Source organism: Ruegeria sp. CDSB086 (assembly GCF_059611065.1).
The window spans coordinates 163960-177578 of record NZ_JBXWOV010000004.1 but is presented as its reverse complement, the minus strand read 5'-3'; the positions used below and the strand labels follow the sequence as shown (position 1 = coordinate 177578).

The following is a 13619-nucleotide window of genomic DNA, read 5'->3' as shown; positions in this document are numbered from 1 at the left end:
ACGGAAGGGAAAGTCATGACCGAACCTGCCGACCTCGTGTCCGAGATCGAAGCGCTGGAAATCAAACTGCAAGAGGCCAAGGCCTCGATCACCCGTCGCTTTATCGGACAGGAAAGGGTCGTGGACCTGACGCTGACCGCCCTGTTGTGCGGTGGCCACGCCCTGCTGATCGGCCTGCCTGGGCTTGGCAAGACGCGGCTGGTTGAAACGCTGTCGACCGTGATGGGTCTGCACGGCAACCGCATCCAGTTCACACCCGACCTGATGCCCGCCGATATTCTGGGGTCCGAGGTTCTGGACACAGCCGAGGATGGCAGCCGCCACTTTCGCTTTATTTCCGGTCCGATCTTCTGTCAGCTGCTGATGGCAGACGAAATCAACCGCGCCAGCCCCCGGACTCAGTCAGCGCTTTTGCAGGCGATGCAGGAACGCACTGTGACTGTGGCTGGCGAAGACCGCGATCTGGGTGAACCATTCCACGTATTGGCGACGCAAAACCCGATCGAACAAGAGGGTACTTATCCACTGCCCGAGGCGCAGCTGGACCGCTTTTTGGTGCGGATAGACGTGGATTATCCCGATCGCCAGACCGAGCGCGATATTCTTTTGGCCACGACTGGCGTGGAAGAGGACGAAGCGCACGAGATTTTCAGCAAGGAAGAGCTGTTGGCCGCTCAGACCCTGTTGCGCCGGATGCCGGTCGGGGACTCGGTTGTGGAACTGATCCTCGATCTTGTCCGCGCCTTCCGCCCCGAAGAGGCGGGTGTTACCGAACGGGTGGCTGAAACCGTCGCCTGGGGCCCCGGCCCCCGTGCTGCACAAGCGCTGATGATGACAGTGCGCGCCCGGGCGATGCTGCAGGGGCGTTTGGCCCCAAATTCCGAGGATGTGCTGGACATGGCGCGTCCGGTGCTCAGCCACCGGATGGCGTTGAACTTTGCGGCGCGGGCGCGCGGTGACAGTTTGGCTGACCTGATCGACTCTACTGCCGCTGGTCTTGTCCGCACCGAGGCTGCGGCGTGAATGCGGCGCTAACCCTTCGAGAAAGATCTGAAGCCGAGGCGTCCCGGCTGCCGCCGTTGTTGGCACGGGCTGAGCAATTGGCCGGAACCGTTCTGCTGGGCGACCACGGCCGCCGCCGCGCGGGGCTTGGTGATGACTTCTGGCAATATCGCCCTGCTCAGATCGGCGACAGCCGCCGGATGATCGACCATCGGCGCTCTGCCAGGGGGGATCAGCAATTTGTGCGCGAACGTGAGTGGCAAATTGCGCAATCGGTAATGCTGTGGGTCGATCAGGGCGCGTCGATGCGGTTTGCGTCCGACAAGAACCTGCCCACCAAGGCCGACCGCGCTCGTCTGCTGGGGTTGGCAACCGCGATCCTGCTGGTGCGCGGGGGTGAGCGCGTCGGCTTGACCGGCACGACCCTGCCGCCACGGCGCGGCAACGCGCAGGTCATCCGACTGGCAGAAGCATGGTCCGAGGATGCTGAGTCCGACTATGCGCCACCCGAACACCGCGCCATGATCCCGCATGCCCGCGCCGTTTTCATTTCCGATTTCCTTGGTCCGCTGGATGAGGTTGAACTGGCCCTCACCAAAGCCGCCGACCGTGGGGTGCGAGGCTTGGTGCTGCAGGTTCTTGATCCCGGAGAAGAGACCTTTCCCTATCGCGGTCGTACGATCTTTGAAAGCGTCGGCGGTTCCGTTCGCCATGAAACCCTAAAGGCCGGAGATCTGCGTGAGCGGTATCTGGAACGGCTTGCCAAGCGTAAGGATGCGCTGACACGGCTGTGCCGTGCGACGGGGTGGCAACTGGGGCTGCATCACACCAATGACAGTGCGCAAGCAGCTTTGTTGTGGCTCTATCGTGCGCTCGATGGGGGTACGGGATGACGATTCTGGCGGGCATTGGCTTTACCGCACCGTGGGTGTTGATGGGTCTTTTGACCCTGCCGATCCTGTGGCTGATCTTGCGTGCCGTGCCACCCGCGCCGATCCGTCGGTTGTTCCCGGCCGTGACACTTCTGCTGGGGTTGAGGGATGACGAAAGCGTTTCTGACCGCACCCCATGGTGGCTGCTGTTGCTGCGCATGCTGGCGGCCGCGGCGATTATCATTGGATTGGCCGGACCGGTCCTGAACCCCTCGCGCGATCAGGCAGGCTCGGGTCCGTTGCTGCTGGTGCTGGATGCCAGCTGGGCCGGGGCGACCCGCTGGTCAACGACGCTGGATCAGATCGATGTGCAGCTGACCGAGGCCGGGCGCGCGGGTCGTACCGTGGCCATCCTGCGCCTGACCGAACCTGAAGCCCCCGTTTTCCAAGCCGCCGAAGCATGGCGCGGCCGTTTGCCGGGGCTGACCCCGACACCGTGGCAGCCGACCCGGGCGCAAGTCGAAATGGCGCTGGCTGCCATGGATCAGGTGGACGGAGGGTTTGATACCCATTGGTTCAGCGACCGCCTGACCTACGAGGGGCACGAGGCGATTTTGGCTGCCCTGCGCGCGCGCGGTGATGTGACAGTCTATCAGGCCCCGACGCCTGCGCTTGCGATTCTGCCTGCTACATATCAGGACGGGGTTATTCAATTGTCCGCGCAACGGGCGGAACCCGGTCCTGCAGATCGCATCACGATTCTGGCTCAGGGGCGTGACCCCGCCGGTGCAATGCGTGTTCTGCAATCGGCCGAGATGGAGTTTGCCAGCGGTGAGACACAGACGCAGGTAGAACTGTCGCTGCCTTCCGAACTGCGCGCGCGCATCACCCGGTTCGAGATTCAGGGTGAGCGTTCGGCAGGGGCCGTCACGCTGACCGATGACAGCTTGCGGCGGCGCGAAGTCGCCCTGATTGCCGGATCGCTGAACCGCGAAGGGTTAGAGCTGTTGTCGCCGTTGCATTACCTGACGCAAGTTCTGACCCCTACGGCGGACTTCGTCGATGGCGGATTGCTGGAAGTCCTGCCCGCCAATCCAGATGTGATCGTGCTGGCCGATGTGGCGAAACTGGCCGGGTCCGAACAAGCGGCGCTGGTCGAATGGGTGGAACAGGGCGGTTTGCTGCTGCGCTTTGCCGGTCCGCGGATGGCGGCCAGCGATCTTGGCCGGGATGCCGAGGACACCCTTTTGCCGGTGCGCCTGCGCAGCGGCGGACGCTCGGTCGGTGGCGCGATGAGCTGGGGCGAAGCCAAAGGGCTGGCACCTTTCCCGGAGAACTCGCCCTTCTACGGACTTCAGGTGCCGGAAGATGTCACAGTGACCACGCAAGTCATGGCGCAACCAGACCCTAATTTGGCGGACCGGGTGATTGCCTCACTTTCGGATGGTACGCCGTTGGTGACCCGCAAAGCGTTGGGTTTGGGGCAGGTGGTACTGTTCCATGTCACGGCGGATGCGGAATGGTCCAGCCTTCCCTTGTCTGGGCTTTTTGTTGAAATGCTGGACCGGCTGGCGGTTTCGTCAGCGGCGAAATCACGGCAGGAGTCACAGTTGCAAGGCACCACGTGGGAACCGATCCAAGTTATGGATGGCTTTGGTGTTCTGTTTGATGCCGGAAATCTACCGGGCGTCGATGGTGTTGAACTTGTGACCGGTCAGATCGGTCCCGATCTGCGACCCGGCCTTTACGAAAGCGGCAAACAGAAATTGGCACGCAATGTTCTGACCGATGAAACGGTTCTCAGCCCAGTTGTCTGGCCGTCGGATGTTCCGATAAAGGGCCAGGAGGTCAGCACCGAAACACCCATTGGGGGTATCCTGCTGAGCCTTGCATTGTTGTTACTGACGATCGACGTCATCGCCTCGCTGGCGTTGTCCGGTCGCCTGGGTCTTGCCAGGGCGGCGGCTGTCGCACTGGGGGCGATTTTGCTGGTGCCCGAAGTACAGGCGCAAACGCCCGAAGGTACAGATTTCGCGTTGAGCGCCACACAGGAACTGGTTCTGGCGCATGTTCTGACGAGTGATCAACAGGTTGACGATATTGCGGCTGCAGGAATGCGAGGATTGGCTCAGACGTTGTTTTTCCGAACGTCGGTAGAACCTGCTGAACCCATTGGCGTGGATCTGGAACGGGACGAGTTGGCGTTTTTCCCGTTGCTTTATTGGCCGATCTCATCCGACCAGCCGCAACCGTCGGCTGAGGCTTATGCCAAGCTCAACGCTTACCTGCGCTCGGGCGGGATGATCCTGTTCGACACGCGAGACGCGGATGTAGCCCGCTTTGGGGCTGCCAGCCCGAATGGGCGCAAGCTGCAACAGATCGCGGCCCCGCTAAATATCCCTTCGTTAGAGCCTGTTCCGCGTGACCATGTCCTGACCCGTGCCTTCTACCTGCTGCAGGATTTTCCAGGTCGCTACGCGGGCACCGAAGTGTGGGTCGAGGCCGCACCCTTGGATGCCGAACAGATCGAAGGCATGCCGTTCCGCAACCTCAATGATAACGTGACGCCAGTGGTGATCGGCGGTAATGACTGGGGTGCGGCCTGGGCCATTGATCGCAACGGTCAGGCACTACTGCCGGTTGGCCGCGGGTATGCGGGTGAGCGGCAGCGTGAGCTTGCAAACCGCTTTGGTGTCAATCTGGTGATGCATGTGCTGACCGGGAACTACAAATCAGATCAGGTGCACGTGCCTGCCTTGCTGGACAGGTTGGGACAATGACAGGAACCGTCATCTTCGATCCGCTGATCCCTTGGCCCATTCTCGCCATCGTAGTGGCGATTGCTGTCGCTGGGGTTGTTCTGGCCCTGTGGCGCGGTCTGTCTGGCTGGGCTTTGCGCGGTTTGGCGGCGCTGGTTGTGATCGCTGCGCTGTCAGGTCCGGTCTATCAGGTCGAGGATCGCGCGCCGCTGACCGATATCGTTCTGATGATCGAGGATGAAAGCGCCAGTCAGACCCTTTCGGACCGGGCGGATCAGACTGCACAGGCCACAAAGGAATTGGCGGCCGCGATTGAATCCCGTGACAATACGGAACTGCGCCGCATTCGCGTAGACGACGGAGACGGGGACGAAGGCACCCAAGTTATGGCGGCCCTGAACGAAGCGTTGGCCGAAGAACCACGCGCGCGGATCGCGGGCATTTTGGTGGTGTCGGACGGCATCGTGCATGATGCCGATCAGGCCCCCGACCTGCCCGCGCCCATGCATCTTTTGCAGACAGGGCGCAAAACGGATTGGGATCGCCGTCTGATCGTCCGCAATGCGCCTGCCTTTGCCATTATTGATGAACCCGTTACCTTGACCTTAAGGGTTGAGGATAGCGGTGCAGCACCCACTGGGGCCTCGACCGCGCCGCTCGAAATTTCGGTCGACGGGGCCGAAGCCGAGCAATTCACGATCCCCATTGGTGTTGATGTCGAGCTGCCGATCACGCTGCCCCATGGCGGGCGCAACGTGATTCAGTTCACCGTGCCAGAGGCCGAGGGCGAGCTGACCGATCGCAACAATACGGCGCTGATCCAGATGAACGGGGTCCGTGACCGGCTGCGCGTGTTGCTGGTGTCTGGAGAGCCGCATCCGGGTGGGCGAACATGGCGCAACTTGCTGAAATCCGACAGTTCTGTGGATCTTGTGCATTTCACCATTCTGCGCCCCCCTGAAAAGCAGGACGGGGTGCCGGTGGATGAATTGTCACTGATCGCCTTCCCGACGCGCGAGCTGTTTCTGGAAAAGATCAACGATTTCGACCTGATCATCTTTGACCGCTACAAGCGGCGTGGCATCCTGCCTGCTATCTATCTGGACAATGTCACCAACTATATCAACGAAGGTGGTGCCGTTCTTGTTGCTGCCGGACCAGATTTCGCCAGCGCCGACAGTATCTTCCGCTCACCCTTGGCACCGATCTTGCCTGCGCAACCCACTGCGCGGGTGATCGAGGAACGCTATGTACCTATGGTCACCGACCTGGGGCATCGCCATCCGGTCACGACGGACCTTGGCGACTCGGATAACTGGGGTGCTTGGCTGCGCCAGATCGACGTCAATCACCGCACGGGTGAGGTGTTAATGACGGGCGTGGATGACCGGCCCCTGTTGGTGCTCAACCGTGTTGGCGAAGGGCGCGTGGCGCTGCTGGCCTCGGACCATGCCTGGTTGTGGAGCCGGGGATTCGAAGGTGGCGGACCGCAGCTGGAATTGCTGCGCCGATTGGCGCATTGGATGATGAAAGAGCCCGAGCTCGAGGAAGAGGCCTTGTGGGCCGAGGCCAATGGTCAGGTGATGCGCATCATCCGTCAAACGCTGGGGGATGAGGTCGGGCCGGTAACCGTAACCCGCCCGAACGGCGAAACGGTCGAAATTACCTTGGATGAGGTCTCGCCGGGGCGGTTCGAAGCACAGTATTTCGGGCCGGAAATTGGCCTCTACCGCCTGCAGGAAGGGGAACAATCCACCGTCATCGGGCTTGGCCCCGCGGCACCCAAGGAATTCGAACGCACGATCGCAACGGCCGAGGTTCTGGAACCTGTGACGGCAGAATTGCGCGGCGGTACGGTGCGTTTGGAGGAGGGTTTGCCGTCGATCCGCAACGTACGTGCCGGGCGTCCCGCATCAGGGCGCGGATGGATCGGTCTGACCCCGCGCAACGCCTATGAAACACGTGACGTGACGCAGGCCGGGCTATTGCCACCTTGGCTTGTATTGCTGCTGGCGGGCGGGTTCCTTCTGGCGGGCTGGCTGCGCGAGGGACGGTGACAGGTCAGTCAAACACCACGCTTACCGTGGGATTGCCGGGCAAGCCGACGTAAGACACAGACGCCCCGCCTTTACCCTTTGCGGGCGGGAATAACGGCCCGAATGATCCGACGGAAATCAGGTCCCCCGGTTGAAATTCAATCCCTTTGGACATCAGCCAAAGGGCGGCATTGGCCGGATGCCCCAGTACCGCTGTGCCCGGTGCCTGCGCCAAAATCTCGTCATCTGCGGCGCGGAGGGTGACGGTCATATCAGCCAAGGCCTGCACCATAGCTGCCGGATCGGACACAGGGATTTCTGCTCCCAAAACACTCAGCTTCGGAGCAACGCCAATTGCTGTCAGCGTGACCGGGGTGATCGGTTCACCCTCGGCAAAGGTCAGGTCCGGTAGCTCGATAAACGGGCGAATGGCTGAGATGCCTTGCAGCACCTCCTCTGGCGACGTGGCCTGATTGATATCCGCTGTGCCAACAACTAGCACCAGATCGGCCTCAAATACCGGTCGCGCACCCCAGTCTGATGGAACGGTCGCGCCGTCATCCAGCATCATGTCGCGGAACAATACGCCCTGAACCGGTTCGGATGCGCCAAATCTTTCTTGTGCCGGTGCGCTGGTCAAACCGGCCTTGTAGCCGATGACCGGCCCTAAATGTGGCTCTAATGCGGACACTATGCGCGCTTGCGTGCACAGCGCGTCATTCATTGTGCCATCAGATGAAAGGGCAGGTGTGGGCGAAGCTGAGAGGTAATCCGCGATGAACTGATCGATCTGATCATCCGTTGCGCAGCCTGCCGCCACAGGATGGGCAAACACGCCACAGGCCAACAAAGCGCCGAAGAAACCCTGCATATCACACCTCCGTTTTGGCAAGAGTGGCACGAGGTTCGATCATTGGGCAACGGCTTAAACAGTTCTTCACTCTCTGCCCGGATGCTGGACGCAGATTGTTCCGGAAACACCAAAGATGAGTCTTGCAGGAAAACTGTCACAGGAACGGCGCGCACGTCTGGCGGCCGAGCGGTTGTTGGAAATGAAACAGGCAGAGCTGTCGGCGGCGAATCGCAAACTGGGCCTGCATGCGATGGCATTGACCAAGCGGATCGGCGAAACCCAGGCCGAGGTTGAAACGGTCCGGGGTGAAAATGAAAAGGTCAAATCCGATCTGACGGTCGCCAACGCCAAGATCGAGGTAGCCGAGCGCCGCCTGTGGCATTCTATCCAAACTATTCAGGATGGATTCGCGTTCTTTGACGAGGAAAGTCGCCTGATCGGGGCAAACGCGGCTTACTTGAGCGTCTTTGACGGGCTGGAAGAGGTTGCGCCGGGTGTAACCTATCCTAGGATTCTTGAGATTCTGACGACCGAGGGGCTGATTGATCTTGGGTCCGAGCCGACGTCCGGCTGGCGTGAGAGAATGCTGCAGAGATGGGCCATGCCGCATCCACAGCCCGAGGTTATCCGGCTGTGGAACGGCCATTACATCAAGCTAATCGACCAGCGCGGTCATGGTGGCGATGTGGTGAGTCTGGCCCTGAACATCTCGGCATCCGTGCGCCATGAGGCCGAATTGACCTCTGCTCGTGAACGGGCCGAGGCGGCAAACCGCGCCAAATCGGCCTTTCTGGCCAATATGAGCCATGAAATCCGAACCCCGATGAACGGTATCGTGGGCATGACTGAATTGCTGACCGAAACACCTTTGGATGAAGAACAACGGCTGTATTTGAACACTATCCGCAACTCGGGCGAGGCGCTTTTGGTGATTATCAACGACGTCCTGGACTATTCCAAGATCGAGGCCGACAAGCTGACCCTGCAGCCAGAACAGTTCGACTTTGAACGCTGCATTCTTGAAGTCGCGATGCTGCTGCAACCCAGCGTGCGCGATAAGGGTCTGACGCTATTGGTGGATTACGATCTGTTCCTGCCCACATTGTTCGTCGGCGATCCCGGGCGGGTCCGGCAGGTTTTGACCAATCTTGTCGGCAATGCGGTCAAGTTCACGTCCGAGGGCCATGTCCTGATCCGTGTCACCGGTGTGCCGAACCCGGATACCCAATCCTGCGACGTGCATGTTGCAATCGAAGATACCGGCATCGGCATCGACGAAGACAAGATCGGGCACATTTTTGGTGAATTCAATCAGGTCGAAGACGAACGGAACAGGGCCTTTGAGGGGACCGGTCTGGGCCTTGCCATTACCAAGCGACTGATCACATTAATGGGCGGTGCTATCTGGGTGGATAGCGAGCCGGGGCAGGGGTCCTGCTTTGGCTTTCGTGTCTCACTGCCGACCGCTGAAGGCCCGCAACCTGCCCCGCCCGATCTTGACGGGCGCCTGCGCCATGTGATGATCGTCGAGGATTTGGCCGCCAACTGCGCGATCCTGTCCAAACAGCTAGGGCGGCTGGGGGTTCAGGGCACCGTTTGCACGTCGGGGCGAGAGGCGCTGACGGCGCTGGACGACAGTGTGGACCTTCTGCTGTGCGATCATGACCTGCCCGACATGGACGGGCTTGAGCTGGCTGTCCTGCTGAAAGACAGGGGGTGGGGCGCTCTGCCGATTGTCGTGATGTCGGCCAATCCCGGTGTCATTCACGCCCACCCCGCGCGCCACCTGATCGAAGGCGTTCTACAAAAGCCGATCCCCAGGGCTGAGCTATACGCGCGCCTGAAAGCGCTTGGCCACCCACAGGGCGTTGAGTCGCTTTCGGAGACCGCACCGATCAATCAGGCACCTAACCAACCCGCATGTGAAGGAACGCAGCGTATCATGCGTGTTCTGGCGGCCGAAGATAACCGGACCAATCAACTGATCCTTAAGAAGATGGTCAAAGATCTGAACATCGACCTGCGCTTTGCCGGCAACGGGATCGAAGCGGTGCAGGCGTATCAGGAGTTTGACCCAGACCTTATCTTTATGGATATCTCGATGCCTAAAATGGACGGCAAACAGGCCACAGCCGAAATCCGGCGCCGTGAGATTGAGACTGGCCGTCATGTTCCTATTGTCGCCCTTACGGCTCATGCGATGGCTGGTGACGATCAGGGAATCTTATCTGCCGGGCTGGATCACTACCTGACCAAACCGCTGCAAAAGCAGACGATTCACCAGATGGTTCTGACCCATAGGCCGGATGATTGTTGCCCGGTTGTTGCAGAGGAAATCCGGGCTGACTAGATTGAACCCATGTCTGAAGATTGTGGATTTCAGCCCCGCGCGCTGGGTGAGATTGCCATCCGCTGTGTGGATATGGCCGCCATGGTCGCGTTTTATGAAAACGTGATCGGGTTAAAGCGTCTTAGCGGTGACCACAACAGCGCGATCACCTTCTTCCAGATTGCGCCCGGATATAGTGGCCACACGCAGGTCCTGGCCCTGTTTCACCACACAGTTGCTCCGCGACTAGGCCTGCATCCTATCGGATCGCAAAAACCGGTGACAGGTGGAGCGTCATCCCTGCATCACATCGCATTGTCGCTGCCATTCGACGAACAAGAAGCAGTGATGCAGTGGTATGACCACCTTGGCCAGCCCTACCGGATCGAGCAGTTCGGATGGATCGGTTGGCGCGGTATCTTCACCGAAGACCCCGAAGGCAATACGGTTGAACTCGTCGCCTATGACCCGTCGATGTTGGATCAAGCCTGATAGGGCCGCACAAAGACGGGTTTGTTTTCTTCTGACAAATCGGGGCGGTATTCATAGCCACCTGAGTCAAAGTCCAGCAGTCCTTTGGGGTCGTCCAGCCTGTGCTGAATGACATACCGTGCCATCGCACCGCGCGCTTTTTTGGCAAAAAAGCTCACGATCTTAGGCGTGCCTGCTTTGTCTTCCATGAAAACAGGGGTGATAACGCGCAGCTTCAGTGCTTTAAGGTCTACTGCGCCGAAATATTCCTGGCTGGCGCAGTTGACCAGAACGTCCGATCCAACCTCAGCACCTTGCGCATTAAGCGCTTTGCTCAGTTGATCGCGCCAATATTCATACAGGTTCTTTCCGCGGCGGGTTTTTAGCTTGCTGCCCATCTCAAGCCGATAAGCCTGAATGGAATCCAGCGGGCGCAGCACACCGTAAAGACCGGACAGAATGCGAAGATGATCCTGCGCCCAGGCCATCTCCTCGGCATCCAGCGACGCAGCTTCGAGCCCCTGATAGGTGTCGCCCGCAAAGGCCAGCGCGGCGGGGCGTGTCACATCCGCCTCAGGCGCGTCTGAGAATGCGCGATACCGGTCGCGGTTCAGGCGCGCGAGATCATCGCTTAGGTCCATCAGCTTTTTCAGATCACCCAACGTCAGATTTCGGGCGGTTTTTGACAGACGGATGGCATCGTCCTGAAAGTCTGGCTGCGTGACTTCGACATCCCGTTCCGCCCAGTCCAGCCGCTTGGCCGGGGAAATAACTACCAGCATATCCGCTCTCTTTCCTTGCCTGTACTCGGGCGTATCTAGTCCGTCTGTCGCAGCACGTCCAGAAAGGCGGCTCCAAACCTTTCGTGACGGCGGTTGCCCAGAACATGTTCCATTGCGCGCGGGTCATCTGACCGCAATTGTGCGACCTTGGCCAGTTGCGAGGCCGAGCAGGTTAGCGGCTTGTCGATCCCCTCCGGACCGCGTGACAGCTGCGACTGCACTTCAAGCAACTGGTCATAGATATCGCCCTGATCCCGGCCAGCCAATTTGCGGCGCGCGGGATGAACGGCTTCAACCTCACCGGCGACGACTTCAAGAAACGTGTCACCATAACGTTCCAGCTTTTTCGCGCCGACCCCGCCAATTCGGGCCATATCGTCCAGAGACAGGGGGCGTTTCTCAGCCATTTCGATTAGCGTGCGGTCAGGGAAAATGACATAGGCCGGTACCCGTGCGGATTCGGCCAAAGCGCGCCGTTTGGCCTTCAGGGCCGATAGCAGCGGCGCGTCTTCCTCGGACACCATCATTTTGACCGCCGGGCGACGTCCGGCCTTGCGCAATGTGTCCTTGCGCAGGTTGATCCGGGCCTCACCCTTCAGGATGGGCTTGGCAGCCTCGGTCATTTGCAGTGCGCCGTGGCGTTCGGGGTCCGGGCGGACCAGATCATGCCCCATCATCTGTCGGAAGATGGCCTGCCATTGCGGGCGCGACCACTCTTTGCCGATCCCATAGGTCGACAGTTGGTCATGACGTCGCGCGCGGATCTTGTCGGTTTCATTGCCCAGCAGGATGTCGATCAGGTGGCCGGCGCCGAACCATTCCTCGGTGCGCAGGATTGCAGACAAGGCCATGCGGACGGGCGTGGTCCCATCGAACACTTCGGGCGGGGTGTCACACAGATCGCACTTGCCGCAAGGTTCTGCCTGTTCTCCGAAGTAGCCCAACAGAGTCTGACGGCGGCATTCCAATGCTTCGGCCAGACCCAATAGAGAATTCAGGCGTGCATGGTCGGCCATGCGACGTTCTGGCGGGGCCAACCCTTCGTCGATTTGCGAGCGGCGCAGGCGGATATCGTCGGGGCCAAACAGGGTCAGCGTTTCGGCAGGGCCACCGTCACGGCCCGCACGACCGATTTCCTGATAATAGGCTTCGATGGATTTGGGCAGGTCCGCATGGGCGACCCATCGAATGTCGGGTTTGTCGATGCCCATGCCAAAAGCCACGGTGGCAACCACGATCAACCCGTCTTCGCGGGCAAAGCGGGTTTCGACGATACGGCGATCCTCGGCCTCCATTCCGCCATGATAGTGGCAGGCAGAGTGACCTTCCGCGCGTAAGGCTTGCGCGAGCACTTCGGTTTTGTTGCGCGTGCCGCAATAGACGATGCCAGATTGCCCTTTTCGGGCACTGGCAAAGTCGAGGATCTGTTTGCGGGGGCCATCCTTGGTGCCAAAGGCAAGGTGGATATTGGGCCGGTCGAACCCGCGCAGAAACTTGTTGGGGGGCGTGCCGTCGAACAGTTTCTCGACGATCTCCTCCTGCGTTTCGGCATCTGCGGTGGCGGTGAAGGCGGCGAGGGGGACGCCCAGCGCGCGGCGCAGTTCTCCGATCCGCAGATAGTCTGGCCGGAAATCATGGCCCCACTGGCTGACGCAATGGGCTTCATCCACGGCAATCAGACTGACGTTGATCCGGCGCAGCATCCCCAGCGCCGACCCTGCCGCCAGACGTTCGGGGGCCATGTAAAGCAGCTTGAGCCGCCCGGCCTCCAGCGCTTCCCACACGGCATCTGTTTCTTCGGGCGTGTTGCCCGAGGTCAGAGCACCTGCTTCAACGCCGGCCTCTTGCAGCCCGCGAACCTGATCGCGCATCAGGGCGATCAGCGGGGAAATCACCACCGTCACGCCATCCCGCATCAACGCAGGCAGTTGGAAACAAAGGGATTTACCGCCACCCGTCGGCATGATCGCCAGCACGTTTTCACCTGCGGTCACGGCATCGACGATCTCTTCCTGCCCGGGACGGAAGTCGTCGAATCCAAAGACATCTCGCAGCATCGGTGCGGCGTCGAACATGTGCGGGGTTGCCCTATTTTAAGGTTTATCTGCTCTTAAGACAGGACAATCACATACTAAGATTCGGTGAACAAGAGGGATCAGCCTCAGCTCAGGGCCAGAAAGAGTTCCGGCAGGACGTAGCTTCGCAGTGAAATGATGATGATCAACACGACCAGAGGCGTCAGATCGATGCCGCCAAGATCGGGCAACACTTTGCGAATAGGGCGATAAATCGGCTCCAGAATCCGATTCAACCCGTACCAAATCTGGGCAACGAATTGCTGGTGAAGGTTCAGAACCTGAAAGTTGATCAGCCAGCTCATTATGACCTGAATCAAGACGAACCAATAGGCGATGCTCAATACCAAGTCGATCGGGCCGAAAATTGCCATCATATTCGTATTCTCCAAGTCACGTTTCGCGAGAGGTAGTAGCTAGCGCGGCAAAGAGCAAGTGTG

Annotated in this window: 10 protein-coding genes; 6 read left to right on the top strand and 4 right to left on the bottom strand. The window is 59.9% G+C overall.

The window, feature by feature from the left end:
* Positions 1–15: 15 nt before the first annotated feature.
* The 4 genes from AC2FIO_RS10080 to AC2FIO_RS10065 are packed head-to-tail and all read left to right on the top strand — an operon-like array spanning position 16 to position 6690.
* On the top strand, positions 16–1023 hold the full coding sequence (locus tag AC2FIO_RS10080) for an AAA family ATPase (RefSeq protein WP_496697336.1): 1008 nt from the start codon (positions 16–18) through the stop codon (positions 1021–1023).
* Positions 1020–1895, top strand: a complete 876-nt coding sequence (locus AC2FIO_RS10075; RefSeq protein ID WP_496697334.1) for a DUF58 domain-containing protein — start codon at positions 1020–1022, stop codon at positions 1893–1895. The genes AC2FIO_RS10080 and AC2FIO_RS10075 overlap by 4 nt, the downstream gene beginning before the upstream one ends.
* A complete protein-coding gene (locus AC2FIO_RS10070) occupies positions 1892–4654 on the top strand; it encodes a DUF4159 domain-containing protein (RefSeq protein ID WP_496697333.1) in 2763 nt (920 codons plus the stop codon). The genes AC2FIO_RS10075 and AC2FIO_RS10070 overlap by 4 nt, the downstream gene beginning before the upstream one ends.
* Complete coding sequence (locus tag AC2FIO_RS10065; protein ID WP_496697331.1) at positions 4651–6690, top strand: hypothetical protein; 2040 nt, start codon at positions 4651–4653, stop codon at positions 6688–6690. The genes AC2FIO_RS10070 and AC2FIO_RS10065 overlap by 4 nt, the downstream gene beginning before the upstream one ends.
* Before the next feature lie 4 nt (positions 6691–6694).
* On the opposite strand, the gene AC2FIO_RS10060 is transcribed toward AC2FIO_RS10065, so the two are convergent.
* Positions 6695–7540, bottom strand: coding sequence for a 2-keto-4-pentenoate hydratase (locus AC2FIO_RS10060; RefSeq protein ID WP_496697329.1), 846 nt, complete (start codon positions 7538–7540; stop codon positions 6695–6697).
* Between the two features lie 115 nt (positions 7541–7655).
* Between AC2FIO_RS10060 and AC2FIO_RS10055 the strand changes: the two genes are divergently transcribed.
* Complete coding sequence (locus AC2FIO_RS10055; RefSeq protein ID WP_496697327.1) at positions 7656–9872, top strand: response regulator; 2217 nt, start codon at positions 7656–7658, stop codon at positions 9870–9872.
* Positions 9873–9881: 9 nt separating this feature from the next.
* Positions 9882–10343, top strand: a complete 462-nt coding sequence (locus AC2FIO_RS10050; RefSeq protein WP_496697325.1) for a VOC family protein — start codon at positions 9882–9884, stop codon at positions 10341–10343.
* Here AC2FIO_RS10050 and yaaA read toward each other — a convergent pair.
* The 3 genes from yaaA to AC2FIO_RS10035 form a co-directional block, all read right to left on the bottom strand.
* On the bottom strand, positions 10334–11104 hold the full coding sequence (gene yaaA / locus AC2FIO_RS10045) for a peroxide stress protein YaaA (RefSeq protein WP_058272875.1): 771 nt from the start codon (positions 11102–11104) through the stop codon (positions 10334–10336). The genes AC2FIO_RS10050 and yaaA overlap by 10 nt on opposite strands.
* Before the next feature lie 35 nt (positions 11105–11139).
* A complete protein-coding gene (recQ, locus tag AC2FIO_RS10040) occupies positions 11140–13179 on the bottom strand; it encodes a DNA helicase RecQ (RefSeq protein WP_496697323.1) in 2040 nt (679 codons plus the stop codon).
* 86 nt (positions 13180–13265) lie between these two features.
* Positions 13266–13556, bottom strand: coding sequence for a YggT family protein (locus AC2FIO_RS10035; protein WP_108860000.1), 291 nt, complete (start codon positions 13554–13556; stop codon positions 13266–13268).
* Positions 13557–13619 lie beyond the last annotated feature (63 nt).

Excerpts from the sequence above, each read along its gene's own strand:
- AC2FIO_RS10080 (WP_496697336.1), top strand. The coding sequence starts at position 16 with ATGACCGAACCTGCCGACCTCGTGTCCGAGATCGAAGCGCTGGAAATC.
- AC2FIO_RS10070 (WP_496697333.1), top strand. The coding sequence starts at position 1,892 with ATGACGATTCTGGCGGGCATTGGCTTTACCGCACCGTGGGTGTTGATG.
- AC2FIO_RS10065 (WP_496697331.1), top strand. The coding sequence starts at position 4,651 with ATGACAGGAACCGTCATCTTCGATCCGCTGATCCCTTGGCCCATTCTC.
- AC2FIO_RS10060 (WP_496697329.1), bottom strand. The coding sequence starts at position 7,540 with ATGCAGGGTTTCTTCGGCGCTTTGTTGGCCTGTGGCGTGTTTGCCCAT.
- AC2FIO_RS10055 (WP_496697327.1), top strand. The coding sequence starts at position 7,656 with ATGAGTCTTGCAGGAAAACTGTCACAGGAACGGCGCGCACGTCTGGCG.
- AC2FIO_RS10050 (WP_496697325.1), top strand. The coding sequence starts at position 9,882 with ATGTCTGAAGATTGTGGATTTCAGCCCCGCGCGCTGGGTGAGATTGCC.
- yaaA (WP_058272875.1), bottom strand. The coding sequence starts at position 11,104 with ATGCTGGTAGTTATTTCCCCGGCCAAGCGGCTGGACTGGGCGGAACGG.
- recQ (WP_496697323.1), bottom strand. The coding sequence starts at position 13,179 with ATGTTCGACGCCGCACCGATGCTGCGAGATGTCTTTGGATTCGACGAC.
- AC2FIO_RS10035 (WP_108860000.1), bottom strand. The coding sequence starts at position 13,556 with ATGATGGCAATTTTCGGCCCGATCGACTTGGTATTGAGCATCGCCTAT.